The sequence below is a fragment of the Variovorax sp. 10L421 genome, from assembly GCF_056395365.1.
In genome coordinates, this window is record NZ_JBFTJJ010000024.1 from 40,999 (window position 1) to 65,457 (window position 24,459).

Consider the following 24,459-nt stretch of genomic DNA (forward strand, 5'->3'; position numbering starts at 1 on the left):
TCGACATGAAGGCCCGGAGTGTACAGGACCCCAGCCGTGCCCGGCTCAGCGCGCGGCCGACAGCCGCTTTTCGAACCACACGCTGTAGCGCGAGAGCCCGAAGCACAGCACCCAGTACACAGCCGCGATGAAGAGATAGCCCTCGAGATAGAACGGCCGCCACGTCGGATCACCGCCCAGCGCCAGGCCCAGCGCGCCGGTCAGCTCGAACAGGCCGACCACGGTGACGAGCGAGGTGTCTTTCAGCGTACCGACCACGCTGTTGGTCAGCGCCGGCACCACGAGGCGCAGCGCCTGCGGCAGCACGATGTCGCGCTGCACCGGCCAGCGGCCGAAGCCCAGCGCCATCGCCACTTCGGTCTGCCCGCGCGGTACGGCCTGCAGGCCGCCGCGGATGATCTCGGCCAGGTACGCCGCCACGAACAGCGTGAGCCCCGCGAGCACCCGCACCAGCACGTCGGGCTGCCATCCGGCCGGCCACAGCAGCGGCAACAGGAACGAGGCCATGAACAGCACCGAGATCAGCGGCACGCCGCGCACCAGCTCGATGTAGCTCGCACTCAGCGTGCGCACCACGGGCCAGCCCGAGCGGCGGCCCAGCGCCAGCAACAAGGCCAGCGGAAAGGCCAGCGCCAGCCCCACCACCGCGAGCCCGATGGTCAGCGGCAGGCCGCCCCAGCGGCTCGTCGGTACATGGCTCAGTCCCAGGACGCCGCCACGCATCAGCAGCACGAACAGCAGCAGCGCACCGATCCACAGCGGCACGAGCCACCAGCGCCAGCTCCGCGGCCAGGCGCTGAGCACGGTGACGGCGGACAGCACGACGACCGCGATGGCCGGGCGCCATTGCTCTTCATACGGAAAGCGTCCGAACAGCATCGGCCGCCACTTCTCGGCCACCACACCCCAGCAGGCGCCATGCTGCACGGCCCGGCAGGCCTCGGCGTCGGGCCGGAACACCGCATGCACGATGCCCCACTCGACGGCGTGGAAGCCGCCCCACGCGAGCAGCGCAAGCAGCAGCACCGTCGCCAGTGCCCGCATCGGCGAACCCCAGAGTTCGCTGCGCCACGCAATGGGTTCCTGCGTGGCGCTCCTCATTGCCAGCCTCGCAATGCAACGCGCACGTTGTAGCGGTTCATGCCGAACGAAATCAGCAGTGACAACAGCAGATAGACCGCCATGATGATCGCGATGCACTCGAAGGCCCGGCCATTCGAACCGATGGTGGTGTTGGCCACCGACACCAGCTCCGGATAGCCCACGGCCACAGCAAGCGACGAGTTCTTGGTGAGGCTCAGCAGCTGGTTGGTGAGCGAAGGCACGATCACCCGCAGCGCCTGCGGCAGGATCACGATGCGGAGCTGCTGCACCGGCGACAGGCCCAGCGCCTGCCCCGCGAGCACTTGCCCCTGCGAGACCGACAGGATGCCCGCGCGCACGATTTCCGCCACGAACGCGGCCGAATAAAAGGTCAGGCCCGCCACGATGGTCACGTACTCGGGGCTCAGCGCAGCGCCGCCGCTCACACCGAAGTCGCCACGCTCGGGAAACTCGAAATGCGTGGGCCACCAGCCGCCCTCGCCTGCCACGGGCCATGGCACGCTGAGTCCCCCCTTGCTGAGCCACACGCCGGGCAACAACCGAACAGGCTCCGTCGGGTCGGGCAGCAGGTTGGCCATCGCGAAGGCCAGCATCAGCAGCTGCACCAGCAGCGGCACGTTGCGCAGCAACTCGACGTATGCGGTGCAGATGCCGCGCAGCAGCACGTGCGGCGCCAGCCGGCCGATGCCGATGAGCGTGCCGAGCACGACCGAGAAGATGGCCGCCGGCACCGCCGCGCGCACCGTGTTGATCAGCCCCGCGAGAAACGCGCGCCAGAACGGCTGGTCCGCGTCGAAGTCCAGCCAGCCTTCGCTGATCGAGAAGCCCGCGGGCTCGGTGAGAAAGTCGAAGCCGGAGCGCACGCCGCGTGCACGCAGCACCTCGAGTGCATGGTGAACCACCCAGACCGCGCCGGCCACGACGGCCAGCACCAGCAGCGCCTGGATGGCCCATGCCAGCCAGACCCCGCGGCGCGAGGCCCTGGCGCTCATCGAACCGGGGGTGCGTAGATCAGGCCGCCCTTGTTCCAGAGGTTGTTGGAGCCGCGCGGCAGCTTGAGCACCGACTTCGGCCCGACATTGCGCTCGAACATCTCGCCGTAGTTGCCCACGGCCTTGATTGCGCGGAACGACCAGTCCTTGTCGAGGCCCAGCAGTTTGCCGAGGTCTTCACCGGTGCCGACCAGGCGCTGCTGCGCCGGATCCTTGCTGCTGGCCTTGAGTTCGTCGGCATTGGCCTGCGTGACGCCGAACTCCTCGGCCTCGATGAGCGCATTGGGCACCCACTTGGCGATGGCGAACCATTCGTCGTCGCCACGGCGCACCAGCGGCGCGAGCGGCTCCTTGGAGATCAGCTCGGGCAGGATGACATAGTCGTCGGGGTTCGGCGCTTCCTTGTTGCGCAGGCCGGCCAGCGCCGAGGCGTCGGTCGTGAAGGCCTGGCAGCGGCCCGAGAAGAAAGCCTTGAACGAAGCCTCGAAGCTTTCGAAGACGACGGTCTTTACCGGGATGTTCTGCGCGCGGAAGTAGTCCGACACGTTCTTCTCGTTGGTGGTGCCCGACTGCGTGCAGATGGTGGCGTTCTTGAGTTGCTTGGCGCTCGTTACCTTGAGCTTCTTCGGCACCAGGAAGCCCTGGCCGTCATAGTAGGTGATGGTGGTGAAGTTGAAGCCCAGCGAGGCGTCGCGCGTGAGCGTCCAGGTCGTGTTGCGCGCGAGGATGTCGATCTCGCCGGCCTGCAGGGCCGAGAAGCGCTGCTGCGAATTGAGCGGCACGAAGTCGACCTTCTTGCCGTCGCCGAGCACGGCGGCCGCGATGGCGCGGCAGGTGTCGACGTCGAGGCCCGACCAGTTGCCCTGGGTGTCCGGTGCGGAGAAGCCCGCCACGCCGTTGGTCACGCCGCACTTGACGGTGCCGCGCTGCTTGACCGCGTCGAGTGTCTTGCCGGCGAAGGCCGGCGCGGCAGCGGCGAGTGCGATGACGGAGGCGGCGGCAAGCAATGCCGGGCGGAAGCGATTGTTCATTGGTGTTCTCCTCAACAGTAGGCAAAAGGCAGTGTACGGGCCGACACGAGACTCTGCCAAAGAACCACGGGTTTGATGCATATGCGCGTAGCCCGACGCAAATCCGGTGCCCGAAGACGCTGCAGGTTCACTACCATACGGCCCTCGAATCACTTCAACTGGAATCCACACAAATGGTCAAATCCGACGACACCGGCAAGTTCATCCTGCGCGTCGCGCTTGGCGTCCTGATCCTGCTGCACGGCATCGCCAAGCTCCAGGGCGGCGTCGGCTTCATTTCCGGCATGCTGGCCCAGCACGGGCTGCCGGGCGCGCTGGCTTATCTGGTCTATATCGGGGAAGTGGTGGCGCCCGTGCTGCTGATCATCGGCCTCTACACGCGGCCGGCGGCATGGATCGTCGCGATCAACATGCTCGTGGCTTTCACGCTGGTCCACGCGAAGGACCTGACCTCGCTCGGCAAGCAAGGCGGCTGGGCGCTGGAAACGCAGGGCATGTTCCTGTTCGCGGCGCTCGCCCTCGCCTTCATGGGCGGCGGCCGCTTCGCGCTCAGCAGCAAATACAACTGAGCGGGCTCAATCGTCATCGGCTGCATCGAGGCCCGGAAACAGGACCTCGGCGTAGCCGAAGCGCGAGAAATCGCGCACCCGCATCGGGTACAGCTTGCCCAGCAGATGATCGACTTCATGCTGCACCACGCGCGCATGAAAGCCGGTGGCGACCCGGTCGATCGGGTCGCCGTAGGGGTCGAACCCGGTATAGCGGATGTTGGCGAATCGCGGCACCACGCCGCGCAGGCCCGGCACCGACAGGCATCCTTCCCACCCCTCTTCCTCCTCGTCGTCCAGCGGCGTGATGACGGGATTGAGCAGCACGGTACGCGGCACCGGTGGCGCATCGGGATAGCGGGGATTCACGACATCGGTGCCGAAGATCACCAGCTGCTGGTCCACGCCGATCTGCGGTGCGGCGAGGCCAGCACCGTTGACTGCATGCATGGTTTCGAACATGTCGCGCACCAGCAGGTGCAGTTCGTCGGTGTCGAAGGCGGCGACCGGCTGCGCAATGCGCAGCAGCCGGGGGTCGCCCATTTTCAGGATTTCGCGGATGGCCATGGCGGGATTATCGCGACAGGCCCGCAGCCGCCGCGATCAGGGAGGGGTCTGGGTCTTGGAGTCCGGCGAAGTCCACAGGCGCGCATTGCCGCGCGGCGGCGTCGGGATGGAGCCCGGTCCTCCACCGGCAATGGGCGGGCGCGGTGCGACGCCCGGGTGGCCACCGCCCCAGTTGCCTGACGGTCGTCCGACCACGCCGGGACTCGGATAGACAGGGCGCACGGCCGGATAGCCCGGACGGCCGTAGTACGGACGGTCGTAGTAGTACGGACGCCGCTGCTCGTAGTAGCCGCCACCCTGGATGTAGACCGGCGCGGGCGAAACGACCACGGGCGCGGGCTCGCTGTAGTAAGGCCCCGACGAGTAGCCACCATAGTAGGGATCGGCGGGCACGCCCACGCAGCCGCTCAGCAACGCAACGCCGCCGAGCGCGGCGCAAGCACCAAGAACACGAATTTTTTGCATGAGGGACTCCTTGTGGCCTTCGATTAGTTTTCAACGCCAGGTTGTAGACCCTGTTGACTGCGCTCAGATGAAGTCGCGTAACGGCCGGTAAAGGGCCTGTCCGGCACCTCTGCGGCTTACTCCGTCGGAACACCGTTGGCGAGTATCTCCAGCATACGCGCCTCATCGATGATCTCGACGCCGTTTTCACGCGCCTTGTCGAGCTTGCTCCCGGCCTCTTCGCCGGCCACGAGGTAATGGGTCTTCTTGCTGACCGAGCCGGAAACCTTGGCTCCGGCTGCCTCCAATTTATCCTTCGCTTCGTCGCGGCTCAGCGTAGGAAGCGTGCCGGTGATGACGAAGGTCAGACCCGCCAAAGGCTTCGGCGCCCTGGCGGCGGGCTCGCCCTCCTCCCAGCTCAGTCCGCAGGCGCGCAATTGCTCGACCACTTCGCGGTTGTGTGGCTGATCGAAGAAGGTGCGCAGGCTTTGCGCCACCACCGGACCCACGTCGTTCACCTCGAGCAGTTGCTCCTCGCTCGCGTCCATGATCGCGTCGAGCTTGCCGAAGTGCTTGGCCAGGTCCTTCGCGGTGGTTTCGCCCACGTGGCGGATGCCAAGACCGAACAGGAAGCGCGGCAGCGTGGTCTTCTTCGAGGCCTCGAGCGCGTCGACGAGGTTCTTCGCCGACTTCTCGGCCATGCGGTCCAGCCCGGCCAGCGTGGTGAAACCCAGCTTGTAGAGATCAGGCAAGGTGCGGATCAGGTTGGCATCGACCAGTTGCTCGACCAGCTTGTCGCCCAGTCCGTCGACATCCACCGCGCGCCGCGCCGCGAAATGCAGGATGGCTTCCTTGCGCTGCGCCGCGCAGAACAGGCCGCCGCTGCAGCGGTAATCGACCTCGCCCTCCTCGCGCACGGCTTCCGAATCGCACACGGGGCACTTGTGCGGCATGGTGAAGACTGCGCCGCGCTGATCGTCGGGCCTGGCCAGGCTGTCCGGTGCCACGCCGACCACTTCGGGAATCACGTCGCCGGCACGGCGCACGATCACCGTGTCGCCCACGCGCACATCCTTGCGGCGCGCCTCGTCTTCGTTGTGCAGCGTGGCATTCGTCACCGTCACGCCGCCGACGAACACCGGCGCGAGCTTGGCGACCGGTGTGAGCTTGCCGGTGCGGCCGACCTGGATCTCGATGCCGACCACCTCGGTCAGTTGCTCCTGTGCCGGGTACTTGTGGGCCACGGCCCAGCGCGGCTCGCGCGAGACAAAGCCCAGTTGCCGCTGCAGTTCGATGCTGTCGACCTTGTAGACGACGCCGTCGATGTCATAGGGCAAGGCGTCGCGCTGGCGGCCGATGTTCTCGTGGAAAGCTATGAGTTCAATCGCACCTGTCGCGCGCGCCGTCTGCCTGGCCACAGGAAAGCCCCAGGCATCGAACTGCTGCAGCCAGTCGAATTGCGTCGGGCAGTCGGGTCCGCCCTCGGCCGCTGGTGTCACCTCGCCCAGCCCGTAGGCAAAGAAGCTCAGGGGCCGCGCCGCGGCAATCGCCGGGTCGAGTTGGCGCACCGCGCCGGCGGCGGCATTGCGCGGGTTGACGAACACCTTCTCGTTCTTTTGCCCATCCGCGATCCTCTGGCGCTGGCGCTCGTTGAGCGCGTCGAAATCGGCGCGCTTCATGTAGACCTCGCCGCGCACCTCGACCACGGGCGGCGCCGTACCGTTGAGGCGCAGCGGAATCTCGCGCACGGTGCGGATGTTCTGCGTGACGTCTTCGCCCACCTCGCCGTCGCCGCGCGTGGCGGCCTGCACCAGCACACCGTTCTCGTAGCGCAGGTTCATGGCAAGGCCGTCGAACTTCAGCTCGCAGACGTAAGCGACTTGCGGCCCGTCCTCGGGGAGACCCAGTTCCTTGCGCACGCGTGCGTCGAAGGCGCTCGCGCCGCCGGGCGTGATGTCGGTCTCGGTGCGGATCGACAGCATCGGCACCCTGTGGCGCACCTTGACGAAACCGTCGAGCACCTTGCCGCCCACTCGCTGTGTCGGCGAATCGGGCGTGCGCAGGTCGGGAAACTCGGTTTCGATGGCCTGAAGGCGCTGGAAGAGCCTGTCGTACTCGGCGTCCGGCAGTTCGGGCGTGTCGAGCACGTAGTAGAGATGGGCGTGGCGGTGGAGCTGTTCGCTCAGTGCGGCGGCTTCGCGTGCCGCTTCGTCGCGCGTCGTCATGGGTGTCTCCCGGAGGTCGGAGTTGTTAGCTGAAGAGGCGCCGTGCCAGCGGCGAGCCCGCAGCGAGGTCGCGCGCATCGAGCGTGTCGTAGAGCTGCTCGAGGTCGGCGCCGATCACGTCCATGGTTTCGTCGCGCAGCAGCTGGCCGTCGCTGTCGGTGACCACGCCGTCCATCTCGCGCGCCAGCGTGGCGGCAGCTTCGCGCATGCGGCGGAACGGCTCTTCGCCACGGTCGACCTGCGGCACATCGAGGCTCAGGCTGAGTTCGCGGATGGCCGACTGGGCCGGGTCGTCGGCCAGCGCCGCCTGCGTGTCGAAGGCCAGCCCGAGGATCGGCGGCAGGCCGGCTTCGCTGGTGGGCAGCACCATGCGCCCCGGGATGATGCCGGCCACGAAGCCGAGCCGAGCCGCGTTCTGCTGCACATAGCCCGGACTCCAGGCCGCATGCAACGCGCGCAGGACAAAACCCAGCTGCGCATCGTGCGCGCTGGCGAACTGGTCGAGCTCGCGGGCGCGCGCCACTTCATCGAGCATCTCGGGAAACTCGGGCGCGCCGTTGACGGCGTCGGCAAAGGCCTGGGCTTTGACCACGAATTCGGAGTACTCGATCTCGTTGAGCGCACCCGTGCGGTTGGCCAGCTGCACGCCGACCTGGAAAGCGCTGTAGCGCTGGCCGGCCACGGGCGGCTCCCACTGGCCAGTGTGTTCGTTCAGGCCTTCGATGGCCACTGGCTTGCTGCCCGCGCGCCGTGTCGGCGGCATGGCGGCGATGGCGGCATCGCCCGAGGCGAGGCCGTCGAGCGAGATCGGTGCAATCACGTCGATCAGCGGGTCGAGCCCGCCGCGGCGTTCGCCGGTCGCCACGGGCACGCCGCTGGGCGCCGGCAGGTCGGGGTCGAACAGGGGCTCGTGGCGGTCTGCCCCCTGTATCTGGTGCGGATCGGCATGCAGCATGGGCTCCATGCCGCCGCCGCTCTCCGCCAAAGCGCGCTCGGCTTCATCGAGCGCAATGTCGATCGCGTCGGGCTGGCGCGGCGCATTGCGGCGCGACATCAGCGTGTTGTAGGCAACGACGGCCGCGAGAACGAGGCCGCCGAGGATGGTCAGGGCGAGAGTGAGGCTGCTCATGGGTGCCGCTCGGCTTACGCGGCTTCGACCATCGAGACCGCCGACTCCATGTCGACCGCAACGATGCGCGACACGCCCTGTTCCTGCATCGTCACGCCGATCAGCTGCTCGGCCATTTCCATGGCGATCTTGTTGTGGCTGATGAAGAGGAACTGGGTTTCGCGGCTCATGGCTGTCACGAGTTTGGCATAGCGCTCGGTGTTCGCGTCGTCCAGCGGCGCGTCCACTTCGTCGAGCAGGCAGAAAGGGGCCGGGTTGAGCTGGAAGATGGCGAACACGAGCGCAATGGCCGTGAGCGCCTTCTCGCCGCCCGACAGCAGGTGGATGGTCTGGTTCTTCTTGCCCGGGGGCTGCGCCATCACCTGCACACCGGAGTCGAGGATTTCGTCGCCCGTCATCATCAGCTTGGCGTTGCCGCCGCCGAACAGCTCGGGGAACATGCGGCTGAAGTGCTCGTTGACGACCTTGAAGGTGCCGCCCAGCAGGTCGCGCGTTTCGGCGTCGATCTTGCGGATGGCGTCTTCCAGCGTGCCGATGGCCTCGTTCAGGTCGGCCGACTGCGCGTCGAGGAAGGTCTTGCGTTCGCTCGCGATGGCGAGTTCGTCGAGCGCCGCCAGGTTCACCGCGCCGAGCGCGACCACTTCGCGGTTGAGGCGGTCGATTTCGCCTTGCAGGCCCGTGAGCTTGACCTTTTCGGTTTCGATCGACTGCTCGATGGCTTCGAGGTCGGCGCCGGCATCGTCGAGCAGCTGCTGGTACTGCTCGACACCCAAGCGCGCGGCCTGTTCCTTCAACTGGAACTCGGTGATGCGCTGGCGCAGCGGATCGAGCTCGCGTTCGAGCTGCAGGCGGCGCTCGTCGCTCGCGCGCAGCTTGAGCGTGAGGTCGTCGTACTGGCTGCGCGCCGAGCCCAGCGCGGCTTCGCGTTCGAGCTTGAGCGACAGGGCATCCTGCAGGCCGGCCTGCGCAGCGGCATCGGACAGCCGGGCCAGTTCGGCCCGGGCGCGCTCGTCTTCGTCGGTCAGCGCCACGATCTGCTGCGCCGCGGTTTCGATGGAGCGGTTGAGCTCCCCGCGGCGGGCTTCGAGCGTGCGTTGCGAGAAGGTCGCTTCCTGCGCCTGGCGCTCGAGGCTGCGGTGCTGCTCGCGGCTCGCGCTCAGCGCGCGGCCGGCTTCGATCACGCGCTCGTCAAGCTGCGCGTGGCGCTCCTGGCTGTCGGCCAGCTGCATGTCGAGCTCTTCGAACCGGCCTTCGGCTGCGATGCGCCTCTCCTGCAGTTCTTCGAGCTGCGCATCGACTTCGCCGAGGTCGGCGGCCAGCTGCTGGCTGCGCGCGCGGGTCTGCTCGGCGAGCTGCGTCATGCGCAGGGTCTCGACCTGCAGTTCGTGCGCGCGCGACTGGGTCTCGGCGGCTTCGCGACGTGCGGTCACGAGGCGCTGTGCGGCATCGGCGTAGGCAGCTTCGGCGCGAACCAAGGCAGTACGCGCTTCTTCGTTGATGAGTGTCTGGGCGCGCAGCTGGCGCTCCAGGTTTTCCATTTCCTGCTGGCGGGCCAGCAGGCCGGCCTGTTCGGAGTCGGGCGCGTAGAAGTTGACGCTGTGCGAGGACACGGCGTGGCCGCTCTGCACGTAGATGACTTCGCCAGGCTGCAGCGCAGCGCGCTGGGCCAGCGCTTCCTCGAAGCTCGCGGCGGTGTAGCAGCCATGCAGCCAGCCGTTCAGCAGGGCTTGCTGGCCGGCATCGTTCAGGCGAAGCAGGCTGGACAGGCGCGGCAGCGCGGCCGTGCCTTCAGGCGCTCCGGCGGTGGGCGGGCTGTAGAAGGCAAGCTTGGCGGGCGGCGCGTCGTTGCCGAAGGCGCGCACCATCTCCAGGCGGCTGACTTCGAGCGCACCCAGGCGTTCGCGCAGCGCGGCTTCGAGCGCGTTTTCCCATCCCTGCTCGACGTGGATTCGGCTCCACAGGCGTTGCAGGCCGTCGAGGCCGTGCTTGGCGAGCCAGGGCGCCAGCTTGCCGTCGGTCTTGACCTTTTCCTGCAGCGCACGCAGCGCTTCGAGGCGGGCCGAGAACTCGGCATGGCGGGCGCCTTCGGTGTTGACGGCCTGCTGCTTCGCGCGGCGGTCGTCGTCGAGTTGCGGCACGGCTTCCTGCAGCTCATGCAGGCGGGCGTCGGCTTCGCTCGCGGCCTCCTGCGCCATCGCGTGCTGCTCCTGCATTTCGAGCAGGCGGGCTTCGTCAGGTGCGGCCAGCGCGTTCTGGTCGGCGCGCAGGCGCTCGCTGCGCTGCGTGAGCTGGCGGCTCTGCTCTTCGATGTTGCGCTGGTCGGCAGCCAGCACCTGGATCTGCTGCTGTACCTGCGACACGGTCGTGCGCTGGGTGTTGGCCTCGTCCTGGGCGCGCTGCACGGCTTCCTCGAGCTCGGGCATGCGCGCGTCGTGCTCTTCGAGCTGGGCGGCCAGCAAAATGGCCTGCTCCTCGGCGTCCACGCCGGCGCCGGCCAGCGTTTCGATCTCGGCCTCGGCCTCTTCGCGGCGGCGGCCCCACTGGCCCATCTGCTCGCGCAGTTGCACCAGGCGCTGCTCGACGCGCTGGCGGCCTTCGACCACGAAGCGGATCTCGCCCTCGAGCCGGCCGACTTCGGCGCTCGCCTCGTAGAGCTTGCCCTGCGCCTGGTTGACCTGGTCGCCGGCGCCGTAGTGGGCCTGGCGCACCGTTTCGAGTTCGGCCTCGATGTGGCGCAGGTCGGCCATGCGCGATTCGAGGTCGTTGATCGCCTTTTCGGAGTCGAACTTGATCCTGGCCTGGTCGGCGTTGCTTTCGCTGCGCTTCAAGAACCACAGCTGGTGCTGCTTCTTCGTGGCGTCGCCTTGCAGCATGTTGTAGCGCGCAGCCACCTCGGCCTGCTTCTCGAGCTTTTCGAGATTGGCGTTGAGCTCGCGAAGAATGTCCTCGACCCGCGTGAGGTTCTCGCGCGTGTCGCCCAGGCGGTTTTCGGTTTCGCGGCGGCGTTCCTTGTACTTGGACACGCCCGCAGCCTCTTCGAGGAAAAGGCGCAGCTCTTCGGGCTTCGATTCGATGATCCGGCTGATCGTGCCCTGGCCGATGATGGCGTAGGCACGCGGCCCGAGGCCGGTGCCCAGGAACACGTCCTGCACGTCGCGGCGGCGCACCGGCTGGTTGTTGATGTAGTAGCTGCTGGTGCCGTCGCGCGTGAGCACGCGGCGCACGGCGATTTCGCCGAACTGGTTCCATTGGCCGCCGGCGCGGTGGTCGGCGTTGTCGAACACCAGTTCCACGCTCGAACGGCTGGCCTGCTTGCGGGTGGTCGTGCCGTTGAAGATCACGTCCTGCATCGACTCGCCGCGCAACTCCGACGCACGCGACTCGCCGAGCACCCAGCGCACCGCGTCCATGATGTTCGACTTGCCGCAACCGTTCGGCCCGACGACGCCGACCAATTGGCCCGGCAGCAGGAAGTTGGTGGGTTCGGCGAACGACTTGAAGCCCGAAAGCTTGATGGAATTAAGACGCACGACTTGTCGGCCTGCTTGGCTCTAGCGCCAAGGTATTGATTTGTAAGGAAAATTGCACGGGCCTGCAGCTTGCAGCAGGCCGCCGCCCCAGCCGTGGATGATAACGTCAGGGCATGAGCGCTTCCCTGGTTTCTCCCCTCGCCATGCGACGTACCTGCCTCCTTGGAGGCATCTTGGCGGGCACGGCTGTTCTGCTTGGCCTTGCAGGCTGCTCGTCGACGCGCGACACCCAGCGCGCCGAGCCCTACAGCAGCCACGAATGGATGCAGTCCGGCGCCAACCGCATCGCCAACCTGTCGCTGCGCGACAACCTGCAGTCGGTGCGTCGCGTGCAAAGCACACTCTACAAGCGCAACCCGCGCGAATGGCGCAAGTCGGCAGCCAGCATGGACGAGGCCGCCCAGCGCGCCTGGGACGCCGTGCTCAAGGGCCCGCCCCTGCCCGAATTGAAGGGCGCCACCGGCATCGATGCGATCCGCCTGGCCTTCGATACCGGGCCGCAGGGCTACCAGGGCGACCGCGTCGCGGCGCTGGTGTACGGCTGGGCCACCATGCTCAAGCAGGCCAACGGCGACACCTGGGACCAGACCATGATCGACGGCATCAATGCCGAGAACAGCTTCAGGGCCGCGCGCAACTTCGAGATATCGCTCTGGCTCATTTCCTCCAAGACCGGCCCCGATGGCCAGCCACTGCTGCTGGCCACCGAAATCAGCGACCGCGGCCGCAACCTCGTGGCCGACCGCGAACTGTCGAAGGTCGTGGCGCGGCTCGACCTGCTGGCTGCGCAGGCCGACGAGAAATACCGCCGGGCGGCGCTCGACTTCGGCCAGAACTGGGTGATGGGCGTGGTCATGCCCTTCTTCACGCTGATACCCAAGTGAAAGCGGCGGAAGAAGCGGCGAAGGTTTTAGGAAAGATGTTTCCCAAAACCTCATTTGCGGTAATATATTTCCGTGAATAAACAGGAACTCATCATCGCCCTGACCGCTCGCCGCGATGCCGCCGGCATCTCGAATGCTGAAATCGCTCTGCGCTCGGGACTCACCGAGCGCTCCGTGCGCAACGCCCTGAGCCTGCAGGGCAACCCGCAGCTGTCGTCCCTGCTGGCGCTGGTAGACGCGCTGGGTCTCGAACTGCAGCTTGCGCCCAAGGGCTTTGGCGAAACCACGGCCACCGATCCCGGCTATCGCCCCGTGGCCACGCGCGTAGGCCATGCAGTGGCGCAGGCGCCCGGCGCGCCCCACAACAAGCGCCGTTCGCCGCCATGAACGTCAAGATCCTCGAGATTTCGCTCGGCACACACCGCTTCGGCAAGCTGTTCCAGTACGCCGACCTGTGCCGCTTCGTCGCGGAGCCCGAGCTGGTCGCCAATCCGCCAGCCGAGGTGCTGTCGCTCTCGATGGTGGCGAGCGACCCCGCGGCCCAGTCGGCACTCTGGAGCGACGTCAAGAACCCGCTGTTCAACGCCCAGGGGGGCCAGCTGCCGGGCTTTTTCCAGAACCTGCTGCCCGAAGGCGTGCTGCGCAGCCATATCGCGCAGTTGCGCGGCTGTCGCGAGAACGATCATTTCGAACTGCTCGCTGCCTGCGGCGGCGACCTGCCCGGCGCAGTGAGTGCCCGGCCCGTGTCGGTGGACCGCGGCACGCTGCAGCGCCTCATCACGCAGGACCAGGATGCGCTGGAGATGTCGGTGGTCGAACTGCCGATGCCGCAAGGCATATCGGTCTCGGGCGTACAGCCCAAGCTGGGCCTGCGCCGCCAGGGCGGGCGGTACGTGGCCCGCACGCGGGCCGGCGCAAGCACCCGGGTGATCGCCAAGCTGCCGGTCGCCGGCCGGCCGCACATGCCGCAGCTCGAGATGCTGTCGCTGCAGATGGCCGGCGCGGCGGGCGTCGAGGTTTGCCATGCGGAACTCGCCCCGCTCTCGGCCATTGCCGCGGAGCACAGCTATGCGCTGCCCGACGAGCCCGAATTCCTGGCGGTCACGCGCTTCGACCGCGACGGCGCAGGCCGCATCCATTTCGAAGACTTCGCGCAGGTGCTGGCGATCGACCCGATGCGCAAGTACAGCGGCAGCTACCTCGACATGGCGCTCGCGATGCGCGCGTTTCCGTCGCTGGGCGACGAAGCGGTGCTCGAGCTCCTGCGGCGCCTTGCAGTGAACGACCTGCTCGGCAACCCCGACGCGCATCTCAAGAACTTCGGCGTGCTGTACCCAGACGGCGTTGCACCGCGATTCGCGCCGGCCTACGACATCGTCGCGTACGCCGCACTGCAGGGTGTCGACGGCCACGCGCTGCCGCTGTTGCCTGAGCCGGCGGTCCCGGCCCGGCGCACCGCCCTGTTCACGCCCGCCAACGTACGCGCCTTCTGCTTCTCGACGGGACTGCACGAGCCGCTGGTGCGCCGTGTCGTCGCCGACACCGCGCGGCTGGCCCGCGACAAATGGCCTGCAATGATCGACGCCTCGGCGCTGCCGGCGCCGTGGAAGAAGCGGCTGCAGCAGCGCTTGCAGGCACATCCCTTGCTGCAAGCCATGGCAAAACGCGGCCGGTAGAAAAACTGGCCCCTAGAATGAATCCGCCCTCCACCCCTCAACCCATTCGAGGCAGCAGCAACTCATGAGCTCCATCAATTTCATCGGCGGCGAAAAAGGCGGTGTCGGCAAATCTGTCACGGCGCGCGTGCTGGCGCAGTATTTCATCGACCACAGCCGCCCTTTCACGGGCTTCGACACCGACCGCTCGCACAGCTCGTTCACCCGCTTCTACGAAGGCTTCGCCTCGCAGGTGGTGGTCGACAGCTTCGAAGGGCTCGACACGGTCGTCAACGGCTTCGAGACCAACCCGCAGCAGAGCGTGATCGTCGACCTTGCCGCGCAAACGCTGGCACCGCTGTCGCGCTGGATCAAGGAGTCGGACCTGTTCGACGTGTTCGCCGACATCGGTGTCACCGTCAACTTCTGGCACGTGCTGGACGACGGCAAGGACTCGACCGACCTGCTCGGCGCACTCATCGACACCTTCGGCAACCGGCCCAACTACATCGTGGTGCAGAACTACGGCCGCGGCAGCGACTTCGGGATGCTGCTCGCCTCGCAATCGCTCTCGAAGGCGACGGCGAACGGCGCACGCGTGATCACCCTGCCCCGCCTGCACGACGCGAGCATGCGCAAGATCGATGCGCAGAACACGAGCTTCTGGAAGGCCGTGAACGACCGCGAAGGCCCGCATGCGCTGGGGTTGCTGGAACGGCAGCGCGTGAAGTCTTGGCTGGCTACGGCCTACGCGGCGTTCGACACCTTGCCGCTGTAAAAGAAATCCCGGCGGCAGATCTTCAGATCATCCCGCCGTTGATCGAGATCACCTGGCCCGTGATGTAGGCCGCCTCGTCACTCGCCAGGAAGGCGGCCAGCGCAGCCACTTCCTGGGGCGTCCCAGCGCGCTTCACCGGCACCATCTGGTTGATGACCGCGGGATCGAACACCGCATCCGCCATCGGCGATGCAATGATTCCGGGTGCAATCGCGTTCACCGTCACGCCGCGCGATGCCACTTCGAGCGACAGCGCCTTGGTCGCGCTGTTCAGCGCGCCCTTGGCCGCGGCGTAGTTGACCTGCCCCCGGTTGCCCGCAATCGCGGCCACGGAAGAGATATTCAGGATGCGCCCCCACCGCGTGCGCATCATGGGCAGAAGCAGCGGCTGCGTGACGCGGAAGAAACCGTTAAGCGATACGTCGATCACCTTGTGCCACTGCTCGGCACGCATGCCCGGCAGCACGGCGTCGTCGTGCACGCCCGCGTTGTTGACGAGGATCTGGACCGGCCCGCCTTCCAGGATGCGCGCGCACGCCGCCGCCGAGGCTTCGTCGCTGCACAGGTCGAACACGTGGCACTCCGCCTTGCCGCCCGCCGCCGTGATCGATGCGGCCAGTTGCTCGACCGCCTCGGGTCGCGAATTGGCGTGCAGCAGGACCGTGGCGCCGTCCCGCGCAAGGCGTTCGGCCATGGCGGCGCCGAGTGCGCCGCTGGCGCCGGTGATCAGCGCGCGCTTTCCTTCGAGACTCATGGCGATGTCATGCTTTCTGCAGCAAGCGGTGTGTTCAGGACCACCACGGCGCGGCCTTCGGCCAGCATGCGGCCATCGTCCGCCTTCACCGTGAATTCGTAGAGGATCTGGCGGTCGTCGCCCGACAGGCGCCGGGCCCCCACCTGCAACGCGCCGGGCACGTCGTCGAGGCGCGCCACCGCCAGCTTCACGTTGCGCGCGCTCGCCAGGAAACCCGCCGACGGCGTGCTGCCCTCGGCAGCCAGCAGGCCGCCATGCAGCGCCATGGCCTGCGCCGCGTATTCGATGGCATTGGGCGCGAGCAATCCGCTCTCGGTGCGCAGCGGGTTGTCGGCCTGTGCGTGCGTGGTGGTGCTGCAGCGAATGGCCTCGGCGTCCCAGCTCTCCAGCCGCTCCAGCAGGCACATGCTGCCGCTGTGCGGAATGCGCTGCGCAATGCCGGCACGGTCGAGCGTCTGCGGCACCGTCATGCGGCCCCTTCCAGGTCGGCCACCAGCAGCACGTTGGCGAAGGGCGTGCCCGCGCTCATCGGGATGCTTTGCACGCGAAAGCCCAGGCGCCGCAGCAGCGCCGTCCAGTCGGCCAGCGGCCGGCCCCAGGTCGGCGAGACCTTGTGGCCGCGGATGCGCGTGACCGTGCGATCGACCCACTGGCTGATCGCGAAGCCGCGGCGGCTCGACGCGTCGCCCACGCGCAGCAGCAGCCGCGCCTGCGGGTTGGCGCCACGGCGCAGCGCGTCGCGCACGCGCTGCAGTACGCCTTCCTGCGCTTCCAGGTTCACGTAGTGCAGCACGTCGAGGATCACGACAAGGTCGCAGTCCGGCAAGGCGGCCGAGCACATGTCGGCGCAGACCAGCTTCGGCGCGGGCTGCAGATGGCCGATGGAGGCCTCGGCGCGCGCCACGTCCTTCGGCATCAGCTCGATGCCGGTGTAGTCTGCGCCGTGCGTGGTGGCGTGCCATGACGACGGCCAGCGGCCCTGCTTCTGCATCGTGCTCATCGACGCCAGCAGGCTTGCGAACAGGCCCTGGCCGCAGCCGATGTCGACCACGCGGCTGTGCTGCGCGCCGACCAGCCGATGTTCGAGCAAGCCGCGAAACACCGGATCGCGACCCAGCTTGCCGCGCGCGAAGTGCCAGGCGAAACTGCCGCCCTTCTGGTAGGGAACGGTCGCGGCCTCGTGCAGCTCGCGCCAGGCGTTGTCGGTCGACGACGAGGGCATCACCGCGCTCATGCTTTCAGCCCTTCGGGCAAGGTAACAGCGCGCAATCCATCGGCGCGCAGACGTTCGAGCAACAAGGGCAATACCTCCAGCAAAACGGGTTGTCCTTTGGCGGTGCGCGCGGCATTGCCGTCGTGCAGCAACAGGATGTCGCGCGCCTGCAGGTTGTGGCTCAGGCGCGCCATCACCTTGGCGGCGTCGCCTTCGCGCGTGTCGAAGCCGCGCCGCGTCCAGCTCACGAGCGAGAGTCCGAGGCGGTGCAGCACGGGTTCGAGGAAGGGGTTGCGCAGGCCGGCCGGCGCGCGGAAACAGGTCGGGCACTGGCCGACGGTGTCGGCGAGGATGTCCTGCGCCCGCGCAATTTCGGCTGCAAAGCCGCGCGGCCCGAGAAAAGAGAAGTTGTGCCGGTGCTGCGCCGTGTGGTTCTGGATGCTGTGGCCGCGCGCGACGATCTCGCGCGCCAGTTCGGGATGCGCCAGCACCCGCTCGGCGATGCAGAAGAACGTGGCGCGCTGGCCGTGCACATCGAGCAGATCAAGCACTTGCGGTGTCACCTCGGGCTCCGGCCCGTCGTCGATGGTGATCGCCACTTCGCGGCGCGCGGCAGCTGCTTCGGGCAGCCGCGTGACGTTGGGGCCGAGCAGGCTGCTGCGCGGCGTGAGGCCGGCGCCGGTGATCAACGCATGGTTCAGCACGATCGCGCCGATGGCCCACGGCAACGCGCCCGGCACCAGCACGCCCGCGCCGATGGCCGCGACGTGCCATGCCGCGCTGGCGCGAATGGCCGGCGGCCAGGGCCAGGATTCTTTGGACGCAGGAACGGAAGACATGGGGGCCGATTTTCCCATCAGGGGCGCGCCGCTTTCGCGGGCGCCACACTCCGCGCAAACGCCGCCGACAGCAGCAGCGCCAGCAGCGCGCCCGGCGCAACCACGCGACCGATGGACGACAACGCCGGGATGTCCGAAATCGCGATCAGACCGAACGACACCACCGTCGTCAGGTTGGCCAGCATCAGCGACGCCAGCGTGTCTTCGTCGGCCCGCCCGGTCGTGCGCAGCTGGTCGAAGAACAGCGCGTAGTTCGACCCCACCGCCACGATCAGCAGCAGCCCCACCAGATGCAGGATGCCGAGCGCCGCCTGCAGCAAGGCCATGCCGCCGAGCGTGAGCACCACCGCGAACAGCAGCGGCTGGCACACGGCAAGCAGCCGGCGCCACGAACGCAGGTAGATGCCGAGCAGCACCACCACCGCCAGCGCGCCGAGCAGCACCTGCACGAAGGCCTCGTGCAGGTAGCGCTGGTACAGGCCCGCGAGTTCGCGGCCGACGTCGACCACCTGCACTTCGGGCAGGCCGGCCAAGGCTGCTTCGAGGCGGCCCTGGTCGAACTTGGCCCCGGGGTGCAGCACGACCAGCGTGCCCCATCCGCCGCCCGGACGCTGATACATGAGCGTGTTCAGGATCGAACCGAGCGGCCCACCGGCCAGTTCGGCGCGCTCCACCGGCGGCAGCTTGCGTGCCGCCTCGATGTCGGCCAGGAACGGCCCCAGGCGCGAAGCCGGCAGCGGCATCCCCTTGGTCGCCTCGGCCAGATTGGCGCGCAGCGTTTCGGCGTTCGGCAGGCTCGCGATGCGCGCCGTCTGCACCGCCACGCTCGGCAGCACGCGCGTCACGGTTTCGTAGCCGACGAGTTCGCCCTGCTCCACCAGCGCATCGAGCCGCGCCGCGGCCGCCTCGGTGTTGCGCAGGGCGGCCTGTTCGTCGTCGCCGTAGGCAACCACCAGCACGCCGCCATCGCTCGCGCCGATGTCGTTGCGCAGCATCTCGTCGAGCTGCTGGGCCGCCTTGGGCACCGGACTCATCGCGCCCAGGTCGGCGCGCCACAGGTGACCGCCCTGCCACAGCACCAGCGCCAGCGCGGCCACGCCCAGCGCCGCCAGCGGCCAGCGCAGGCGCGGCAGGCCGCGCACCAGCGCGCCGGCCATTTGCGCCATGTACCTGCGCATGCCCATGCCGGTGGCGCCATCGGGCGCCAGCACCGGCAGCACGTAGCGCGTGGCCAGCGCGGCCGCGACGAGGCCGGCGATGGAGAAGACGCCCAGCTGCGCCAGTCCCGGAAAGCCCGAGAACACCAGCGCCGCAAAGCCGCACACCGAGGTCAGCAGGCCGAGCCGCACGGTCGGCCAGTTCAGGTCGCGCCAGCGCTGCCAGCCGGTGCCGGCCACGGCCGCGCCCCGCGCCTGAATGAGGTAGTAGATGGCGTAGTCGACCGTCTCGCCGATCAGCGTGCTGCCGAAGCCCAGCGTGAGGCCGTGCACCGAACCGAACACGAGGCTCACGCTCGCCGTGCCGATCACCACGCCCGTGGCCACGGGCAGGAAGGCGATGACCAGCGCACGCGGCGAGGCGAACGCCAGCAACAGCAGCCCCCCCATGACGATGCCGCCCACCACCGCGAGATGGATCGCTTCGGTCTTGATCTTGTCGCGGCTCATCACCGAGAACACCGGCGGCCCGCTCAGCAGCAGCTTGGGTGCCGTTGCGCCCATGCCGCGCGTCGCGGCCTCGTAGGCGGCGTGCACGCGTGCGATGGCCACGGCCTGCGCGTCGAGGTCGCTGCCGGCGGCGCGCGTGGTGGCGATCATCAGCGCGCGCGGCGCGGCGCGCGACATCCACACGCCGTCTTCGCTGCGCGGCGCGCTGGCGGGCACCAGCTCCATCGCAATGCGCTGTGTCTCGCCGGTCGGGTCGCGGTCGAGAAACGGCTTGATCACGTTGCCGGCCGGCGTGCCAAGCATCGACAGGGTTTCGTTGATGGCGTCGCGCAGACCCTCGGCGGTGAACTGCCCGGGCACTACGCCTGGCGACAGCTGGTAGCGGTGCTGCAGCACCCAGGCTCCCGCCTCGCTCCAGTCGCCGACGTCGCCGTTCTGGACCAGATCGAACAGCTTGCTCTCGCGCATGTCTTTGGCGACAGCACGCGACACGGCGGCACGCTGCTCGGTGCTGCCGCCCTCGATGCCCAGCATCAGCGTGCGCGAGGCGACGCCGCTTTGCAGCTGCTCGATCAGCACGCGCTGGCGCACGTCCGGGCTCTTGGGAAGGAAGGCGGAGAGATCCGCGCCGATCTGCGTGCGCGCAATGACGGCGGCACCGCACAGCAGCACCAGCAGCCACGCCAGCAGCACGACCGCTCTGCGCCGCCAGCCCGGCGGACCGCCTGCCTGCTGTTGCGGCATCACGGCGTGGTGCGTCCGGGCGCGCTGGATGGAGCCGCGTTGCCCGGTGTGATGTTCATGACCGAGCGGTCACCGCCGACGAACTCCATCTCGAGCCCCTGCACGTCGCTCGCGCGGCCGCTGATGCGCATGCTGCGCACCTGCGCGGCCAATCGGCTGTCCATCGGGACGAGGTCGAGCGTCCACTTGGCAGCCGAGCCCGACACGGTGCTGCGGAAATAGCGCTGCAGCGTGGCGCCGTCGCCGGTGAGGGTGCCGCGCATGGCCTCGACCAGGCCGAGCAGCTCGGGCATGCTGTCCAGCGCCAGCGTGCGGGTGCGGCCGCCGCGCGAAAGCGTCAGCGTGTTGCCCTCGACAGCCATGGTCTCGATGCGCGGCGACAGCGTGCGGCGCACCAGCTTGTCGGGTGCGTCGAAGCTCAGCGTGCCGCTGGCGTCGAGCGGGCCTTCGAGGCCGTGCACGAAGCGTTGTTCGGTGAAGCGGGCCTCCCCGCTCTTCTGCTTGGCCAGCAGCGTCATCAGCTCGGGCAGGTCGAACGCCGCCCAGGCCGGCACGGCGCAGAAGGCCAGCGCGAGCACGCATGCCCTGCAAAGCCAGTCAAGCCGCATCTTCGAGCCAGAAATCATGGAAATTGAACCAGTTGTAGGGATACGCGCGGCACAGCGCTTCCAGGCGTGCCACATAGGCTTCGACGGCCGCGCGGATGCGCATTTCGCGCTCCGCGGGGCTGCAGACCGCCTCGCCGAAGTCGGCCAGCGGATCGAACCGGACATCGTAGCGGGCACCACCGCCGTAGAGCCCGGCCATGAAGAACACCTTGCGGCGCAGCAGAGCCGCCAGCCGGAAGGGTCCGTCGTTGAAAACCGCCGGCTGCCCGAGGAATGGCAGCACGATGTTGTTGCCGCGCTGGTGCGCGGGCTGGTCTTCGCTGCCCGGCAGCGTACGGTCGGCCAGCATGCCGCCCAGGCCGCCGCCGTCGAGCCAGTCGCGCAGTTCGAGCATCGAATGCGGCCGGCCCAGCGCGATGACGTGCGGCCGCAGTTCAGGCACCGCAATGGCGTTGAGGATGGCCGTGATGCGCTGCGCGTTGTCCGGGTACATCAGCATCGCCAGGCGCAGGTTGCGCTGGTGCGTCTGCTGCTTGCAGGCGCCCAGCGCCTCGAAGCTGCCGACGTGGGCGCCGAGCAGGAAGGCGCCCCGCCCTTGTGCGATCTCCGACTCGATCGACACGTTGCCCTCGATGCTGACCTTGAACAGGTCCATGCGCCCGCGCAGGAAGTAGACGCGGTCGAGCACTGTCGAAGCGAAGGCGTACAGCAGGCGGAAACCGTCGACCCAACCCGCCTGCGGGCCGATGGCCCTGAACAGATAGCGCTTGATGTGCCGGCGCTGCGCCGGTGCGAACAGCAGGAAGTAGAGCGCGATGGGCGGCAGCAGCAGGCGCGTGACGTGGCGCCCGCACACCAGCGCCATCCCGACGATGAAACGCAGCGCAAGCATGTTGCTGCGCTCTGGCGCATGCGCCCAGCCCCCACTTTCACCGCGCTCGCCATTCGGGGCCGCCTCCCCTGCCCGGGCAGCCTCTTTCAAGGCGCGCGCTTCAACGTCGGCGTGTTTCATCACGCGGACTCTTGCACGGCCGTCCAGCGGCCGGTGACGGCCACCACGCCGTCGCAGCGAACGTCGAAACGTACGCCGCGGCCGGGTCCGGCCTCCGGGTGCAATTCGATCGATAGCGCGGCGCCCGGTCGCACCGGCGACAGGAACTTCGCCGCGGCGAGCGTGGGATGTGCGCCCAGCCGCGCCACCAGGGCCGGCACGCGCCGGATCGACTCCATGACCTCGGCCAGCACCAGCGCGCCAGGCAGCAGGGGCTGGCCGGGAAAATGGCCGGCGAATACGGGGTGATCCGCCGGCACCATGTGCGCCATCTGCACTGGTGTGTCATCTTCGGCGAGTTGCGCCAGCGCGAATTCGCGCAGCGCACGCACTGTGAGCTTGCCCGTGCCTTCGCGTGGGAACGCCTTGACCTGCACCACCCTGCGCGGCACGAACACGGGTTCGAGCCGCTGCCGCAGGGCCGCGATGATGTCGCCCGCCGAGAGCTCGGGCGCGACCACGAAGGCCACCGGCCGCACGACCCCGTCGGCCACCTCATCGGGCAGCCAGAAGGCGCCGTCGTCCACGCCGGGGATGCTGTTGAGATGAAAGTTCAGGTGCGCCAGCGAGCTGCGCCGGCCCGCCACGTGGATCAGGTCATTGGCGCGGCCGAACAGGCGGAAGCGGCGTTCGTCCAGCAGTTCGAGCACGTCGGCCATCGGCGTGGGCTCGGGCATGAAGTCGCCGCTGAAGATGAAGCGCTCGGGGCCGCCGTCGGCCGCGGGCTCGGCGTGCACGCGAATCTCGCCGAAGGTCTCCCAGATTTCACTGTCGGTGGTGCGGCGCGTGGCAACCTGGCCCGACTCGGTGCTGCCGTAGATTTCGAGCAGCACGCCACCCATGGCCTGCTCGGCCTGCTGCGCAAGCTGCGGCGACAGCGGCGCGGTGGCCGACAAAATAAGGTCGACCGGCGGCAGCTCGATCCCCGAGAGCAGCAATGTCTTGAGATGGAACGGCGTGGTGACCAGCGCGCGGGGCCGCGGCACCGAGGCCAGAGTTTTCGCGACATCAGCCGGAAAGAACGGCCGGCCGCTTTCGAATGCTGCGCCGCCGAGCATTGCGAGCAGCACCGACGATTCGAGCCCGTAGCTGTGCTGCACTGGCACGGTAGCGACCAGCGTGAGGCCTTCGAGCGAGGGACGCTCCAGCACCCGGCACAGGCGCTTGACGGCCACCGCCACGTCGCCCACCAGCGTGCGCCAGGTCTTGGCGTGCGGTTGCGGCACGCCGGTCGAGCCCGAGGTGAGCAGGCTGGCTGCGTGCATGGCCGCGTCGATCGCGGGCACCGCGCCATCGGCATCGGCACCGTCGCCAGGACTCGCGCGGTTTTCGAACAGCACGCGCTGCATGCCCGGGGCCTGCAGCTTCGGGTCATCGGTGAGCGCAAAAAGATGCGGGCCGCCGGATTCGAGCAGGCGCGCGAGCGTGTCGGGCCGCGCGTCGGGCGGCAGCAGGCTGGCATGGCCGCGCACCAGCGCCGCGCCCAGGCTCACGGCGAAGGCGTATCGGTCAGCACAGAGATTGACGGCCGGCCCCTCGCCCGGAAGCCCAGGTGCGAAGCGGGCCACGTCGGCCAGGAACTGCCGCGCGCTCACGGGGACACCGGCGCGCCAGGCCAGGGGGGCGTCGGGGTCTCGGTTCGCGAGCAGTGGCAGGAAGCGAAGGTCTGTCGTCACGCTGGCAGCGCCTGTGTCATTGGCCGCCGGGGCTGGTGTCCACCGACGATGTGCCGTAGAACGCGCGCACCGCATCCACGAGGCGCGTGCGTTCGAATTCGGGATGCAGCCGGTAGCGCAGCAGGTGTTCGCCGACGAACAGCAGCGTCACCATCACCGGCGACAGCACATTGGCGAACAGCGACCACTCGGAGAACGGCCGTGTCAGGTAGATGAGGATCGACGCCAGCACCGTCAGTGCGAAGAAGCCGGTCCAGATGCGCGTGAGCTGCGTGGTGTAGGCCAGCATGTGGCCCTTGAGCGGATGCACGCGCTGCGCGAACTGGGTGATCAGCGGCAGGCCGCGGCCGCGCAGTGTCGAGCCGAACCAGCCGCACAGGGCTGCGTTGATGGCCACGTGCTGCAGCACGTACAGCCGGTTGGGATCGCCCGCCTCACCAAGGAAGACGAGCGAAAAACCGCCAATGCCCAGCACGGCCACGGCGGCAAGGCCCCAGCGGCCGAACCAGCTGGCGGCCAGGCCCATGGCAGCGAGCCAGAGCGGGCCGAGCAGCACCACCACCGCCCATGGCTCCGTGGCGTGGAACAGCGTCATCCAGTGAGAGAGGCCGGCATATGCAACCCCCACCACCAACAGGAGTGCTATTCGCCATCGCGACATGGGATCAGGAAGCCACGCGATGCTGGGCGACGTGGGTCGCGAGCGTGCGCAGCGACTGGAAAATCTGCTGGTTGCGTTCGTCGTCCGAACGCAGTTGGAACCCATAGCGGCGCGAGACTTCGAGCGCCACTTCGAGGATGTCGATGGAGTCGAGTCCCAGGCCTTCGCCATAGAGCGGTTCGGTCGGCACGATGTCCTCGGGGGCCACTTCGAGATTCAGCGCGCTCACGAGCAGCACGGCCAGCTCTTTTTCGATCGGCGACTGTTCGGAGGCATCGCCAGTGGCGGGAATGGGGGGCTGAGCAGTCGATGACAAAAAAACCTCCTGAAACTTTTGCCTGAACTATCGTGCGGGTCGT

The 24,459-nt window shown here is 68.2% G+C and carries 23 protein-coding genes; 5 read left to right on the forward strand and 18 right to left on the reverse strand.

From position 1 onward, the window contains the following. Nucleotides 1–45 precede the first annotated feature (45 nt). Genes AC1DFC_RS24010 through AC1DFC_RS24020 form a run of 3 tightly spaced genes read right to left on the reverse strand, consistent with a single transcriptional unit; the run spans nucleotide 46 to nucleotide 3,127 of the window. Nucleotides 46–1,101 (reverse strand): amino acid ABC transporter permease, encoded by a 1,056-nt coding sequence (locus AC1DFC_RS24010; protein WP_478180120.1) that lies wholly within the window; start codon nucleotides 1,099–1,101, stop codon nucleotides 46–48. After that, nucleotides 1,098–2,096, reverse strand: coding sequence for an amino acid ABC transporter permease (locus tag AC1DFC_RS24015; RefSeq protein WP_007837826.1), 999 nt, complete (start codon nucleotides 2,094–2,096; stop codon nucleotides 1,098–1,100). Before AC1DFC_RS24015 ends, AC1DFC_RS24010 begins: the two co-directional genes overlap by 4 nt. Then, nucleotides 2,093–3,127: an amino acid ABC transporter substrate-binding protein gene (locus AC1DFC_RS24020; RefSeq protein WP_007837828.1), complete on the reverse strand. Its 1,035-nt coding sequence runs from the start codon at nucleotides 3,125–3,127 to the stop codon at nucleotides 2,093–2,095. Before AC1DFC_RS24020 ends, AC1DFC_RS24015 begins: the two co-directional genes overlap by 4 nt. A gap of 173 nt (nucleotides 3,128–3,300) precedes the next feature. On the opposite strand from AC1DFC_RS24020, the gene AC1DFC_RS24025 reads away from it, so the two are divergent. Then, the gene (locus AC1DFC_RS24025) at nucleotides 3,301–3,696 is read left to right on the forward strand and encodes a DoxX family protein (protein ID WP_007837829.1); all 396 of its coding nucleotides are present in this window, start codon (nucleotides 3,301–3,303) and stop codon (nucleotides 3,694–3,696) included. A gap of 6 nt (nucleotides 3,697–3,702) precedes the next feature. On the opposite strand, the gene def is transcribed toward AC1DFC_RS24025, so the two are convergent. The 5 genes from def to smc form a co-directional block, all read right to left on the reverse strand. Beyond that, on the reverse strand, nucleotides 3,703–4,242 hold the full coding sequence (def, locus tag AC1DFC_RS24030; RefSeq protein WP_478180121.1) for a peptide deformylase: 540 nt from the start codon (nucleotides 4,240–4,242) through the stop codon (nucleotides 3,703–3,705). Between the two features lie 36 nt (nucleotides 4,243–4,278). Continuing rightward, complete coding sequence (locus AC1DFC_RS24035; RefSeq protein WP_007837832.1) at nucleotides 4,279–4,707, reverse strand: hypothetical protein; 429 nt, start codon at nucleotides 4,705–4,707, stop codon at nucleotides 4,279–4,281. A 116-nt stretch (nucleotides 4,708–4,823) separates the two neighbouring features. Next, a complete protein-coding gene (ligA, locus tag AC1DFC_RS24040) occupies nucleotides 4,824–6,911 on the reverse strand; it encodes an NAD-dependent DNA ligase LigA (RefSeq protein ID WP_413331487.1) in 2,088 nt (695 codons plus the stop codon). A gap of 25 nt (nucleotides 6,912–6,936) precedes the next feature. Then, on the reverse strand, nucleotides 6,937–8,040 hold the full coding sequence (locus tag AC1DFC_RS24045) for a cell division protein ZipA C-terminal FtsZ-binding domain-containing protein (RefSeq protein ID WP_056590574.1): 1,104 nt from the start codon (nucleotides 8,038–8,040) through the stop codon (nucleotides 6,937–6,939). Between the two features lie 14 nt (nucleotides 8,041–8,054). Continuing rightward, nucleotides 8,055–11,570, reverse strand: a complete 3,516-nt coding sequence (smc, locus tag AC1DFC_RS24050) for a chromosome segregation protein SMC (RefSeq protein WP_478180122.1) — start codon at nucleotides 11,568–11,570, stop codon at nucleotides 8,055–8,057. Between the two features lie 173 nt (nucleotides 11,571–11,743). On the opposite strand from smc, the gene AC1DFC_RS24055 reads away from it, so the two are divergent. The 4 genes from AC1DFC_RS24055 to AC1DFC_RS24070 all read left to right on the forward strand — a co-directional run bounded on the left by AC1DFC_RS24055 (nucleotide 11,744) and on the right by AC1DFC_RS24070 (nucleotide 14,887). Continuing rightward, nucleotides 11,744–12,454, forward strand: coding sequence for a hypothetical protein (locus tag AC1DFC_RS24055; protein WP_478180123.1), 711 nt, complete (start codon nucleotides 11,744–11,746; stop codon nucleotides 12,452–12,454). Nucleotides 12,455–12,526: 72 nt separating this feature from the next. Then, nucleotides 12,527–12,841, forward strand: coding sequence for a helix-turn-helix domain-containing protein (locus AC1DFC_RS24060; RefSeq protein WP_478180124.1), 315 nt, complete (start codon nucleotides 12,527–12,529; stop codon nucleotides 12,839–12,841). Continuing rightward, a complete protein-coding gene (locus AC1DFC_RS24065) occupies nucleotides 12,838–14,130 on the forward strand; it encodes a type II toxin-antitoxin system HipA family toxin (RefSeq protein WP_478180125.1) in 1,293 nt (430 codons plus the stop codon). Before AC1DFC_RS24060 ends, AC1DFC_RS24065 begins: the two co-directional genes overlap by 4 nt. Nucleotides 14,131–14,194: 64 nt before the next feature. Beyond that, a complete protein-coding gene (locus AC1DFC_RS24070) occupies nucleotides 14,195–14,887 on the forward strand; it encodes a P-loop NTPase family protein (protein ID WP_007837844.1) in 693 nt (230 codons plus the stop codon). Nucleotides 14,888–14,909: 22 nt separating this feature from the next. Here the strand turns inward: AC1DFC_RS24070 and fabG are convergent, their stop codons facing one another. From fabG to AC1DFC_RS24120, 10 genes are all read right to left on the reverse strand, one after another. Then, entirely contained in the window at nucleotides 14,910–15,641 is a 732-nt protein-coding gene (gene fabG / locus AC1DFC_RS24075; RefSeq protein ID WP_130426171.1) for a 3-oxoacyl-ACP reductase FabG, read from the reverse strand. Continuing rightward, a complete protein-coding gene (locus tag AC1DFC_RS24080) occupies nucleotides 15,638–16,111 on the reverse strand; it encodes a hotdog family protein (RefSeq protein WP_007837846.1) in 474 nt (157 codons plus the stop codon). Before AC1DFC_RS24080 ends, fabG begins: the two co-directional genes overlap by 4 nt. Continuing rightward, complete coding sequence (locus tag AC1DFC_RS24085) at nucleotides 16,108–16,875, reverse strand: class I SAM-dependent methyltransferase (protein WP_478180126.1); 768 nt, start codon at nucleotides 16,873–16,875, stop codon at nucleotides 16,108–16,110. The genes AC1DFC_RS24080 and AC1DFC_RS24085 overlap by 4 nt, the downstream gene beginning before the upstream one ends. Next, complete coding sequence (locus AC1DFC_RS24090) at nucleotides 16,872–17,711, reverse strand: polysaccharide deacetylase family protein (protein ID WP_478180127.1); 840 nt, start codon at nucleotides 17,709–17,711, stop codon at nucleotides 16,872–16,874. Before AC1DFC_RS24090 ends, AC1DFC_RS24085 begins: the two co-directional genes overlap by 4 nt. Continuing rightward, entirely contained in the window at nucleotides 17,711–20,104 is a 2,394-nt protein-coding gene (locus tag AC1DFC_RS24095) for an MMPL family transporter (RefSeq protein WP_478180133.1), read from the reverse strand. Before AC1DFC_RS24095 ends, AC1DFC_RS24090 begins: the two co-directional genes overlap by 1 nt. After that, nucleotides 20,104–20,730: a LolA-related protein gene (locus AC1DFC_RS24100; RefSeq protein ID WP_413331492.1), complete on the reverse strand. Its 627-nt coding sequence runs from the start codon at nucleotides 20,728–20,730 to the stop codon at nucleotides 20,104–20,106. The genes AC1DFC_RS24095 and AC1DFC_RS24100 overlap by 1 nt, the downstream gene beginning before the upstream one ends. Further along, nucleotides 20,702–21,724, reverse strand: a complete 1,023-nt coding sequence (locus tag AC1DFC_RS24105) for a hypothetical protein (protein ID WP_007837853.1) — start codon at nucleotides 21,722–21,724, stop codon at nucleotides 20,702–20,704. Before AC1DFC_RS24105 ends, AC1DFC_RS24100 begins: the two co-directional genes overlap by 29 nt. Next, nucleotides 21,724–23,439 carry an AMP-binding protein gene (locus AC1DFC_RS24110; RefSeq protein WP_007837854.1) on the reverse strand — a complete coding sequence of 572 codons (1,716 nt, stop codon included), beginning with the start codon at nucleotides 23,437–23,439 and terminating at the stop codon, nucleotides 21,724–21,726. The genes AC1DFC_RS24105 and AC1DFC_RS24110 overlap by 1 nt, the downstream gene beginning before the upstream one ends. 16 nt (nucleotides 23,440–23,455) lie before the next feature. Next, entirely contained in the window at nucleotides 23,456–24,034 is a 579-nt protein-coding gene (locus tag AC1DFC_RS24115; RefSeq protein ID WP_235507914.1) for a COG4648 family protein, read from the reverse strand. A 70-nt stretch (nucleotides 24,035–24,104) separates the two neighbouring features. Next, nucleotides 24,105–24,416, reverse strand: coding sequence for a phosphopantetheine-binding protein (locus AC1DFC_RS24120; protein ID WP_007837856.1), 312 nt, complete (start codon nucleotides 24,414–24,416; stop codon nucleotides 24,105–24,107). Between the last annotated feature and the right edge of the window lie 43 nt (nucleotides 24,417–24,459).

Coding starts and splice junctions, on each gene's coding strand:
- AC1DFC_RS24105 (WP_007837853.1), bottom strand. CDS start 21,724: ATGAAACACGCCGACGTTGAAGCGCGCGCCTTGAAAGAGGCTGCCCGG.
- AC1DFC_RS24015 (WP_007837826.1), bottom strand. CDS start 2,096: ATGAGCGCCAGGGCCTCGCGCCGCGGGGTCTGGCTGGCATGGGCCATC.
- AC1DFC_RS24020 (WP_007837828.1), bottom strand. CDS start 3,127: ATGAACAATCGCTTCCGCCCGGCATTGCTTGCCGCCGCCTCCGTCATC.
- AC1DFC_RS24085 (WP_478180126.1), bottom strand. CDS start 16,875: ATGAGCGCGGTGATGCCCTCGTCGTCGACCGACAACGCCTGGCGCGAG.
- AC1DFC_RS24080 (WP_007837846.1), bottom strand. CDS start 16,111: ATGACGGTGCCGCAGACGCTCGACCGTGCCGGCATTGCGCAGCGCATT.
- def (WP_478180121.1), bottom strand. CDS start 4,242: ATGGCCATCCGCGAAATCCTGAAAATGGGCGACCCCCGGCTGCTGCGC.
- fabG (WP_130426171.1), bottom strand. CDS start 15,641: ATGAGTCTCGAAGGAAAGCGCGCGCTGATCACCGGCGCCAGCGGCGCA.
- AC1DFC_RS24025 (WP_007837829.1), top strand. CDS start 3,301: ATGGTCAAATCCGACGACACCGGCAAGTTCATCCTGCGCGTCGCGCTT.
- AC1DFC_RS24065 (WP_478180125.1), top strand. CDS start 12,838: ATGAACGTCAAGATCCTCGAGATTTCGCTCGGCACACACCGCTTCGGC.
- ligA (WP_413331487.1), bottom strand. CDS start 6,911: ATGACGACGCGCGACGAAGCGGCACGCGAAGCCGCCGCACTGAGCGAA.
- AC1DFC_RS24070 (WP_007837844.1), top strand. CDS start 14,195: ATGAGCTCCATCAATTTCATCGGCGGCGAAAAAGGCGGTGTCGGCAAA.
- AC1DFC_RS24045 (WP_056590574.1), bottom strand. CDS start 8,040: ATGAGCAGCCTCACTCTCGCCCTGACCATCCTCGGCGGCCTCGTTCTC.
- AC1DFC_RS24100 (WP_413331492.1), bottom strand. CDS start 20,730: ATGATTTCTGGCTCGAAGATGCGGCTTGACTGGCTTTGCAGGGCATGC.
- AC1DFC_RS24035 (WP_007837832.1), bottom strand. CDS start 4,707: ATGCAAAAAATTCGTGTTCTTGGTGCTTGCGCCGCGCTCGGCGGCGTT.
- AC1DFC_RS24090 (WP_478180127.1), bottom strand. CDS start 17,711: ATGGGAAAATCGGCCCCCATGTCTTCCGTTCCTGCGTCCAAAGAATCC.
- AC1DFC_RS24115 (WP_235507914.1), bottom strand. CDS start 24,034: ATGACGCTGTTCCACGCCACGGAGCCATGGGCGGTGGTGGTGCTGCTC.
- AC1DFC_RS24095 (WP_478180133.1), bottom strand. CDS start 20,104: ATGCCGCAACAGCAGGCAGGCGGTCCGCCGGGCTGGCGGCGCAGAGCG.
- AC1DFC_RS24010 (WP_478180120.1), bottom strand. CDS start 1,101: ATGAGGAGCGCCACGCAGGAACCCATTGCGTGGCGCAGCGAACTCTGG.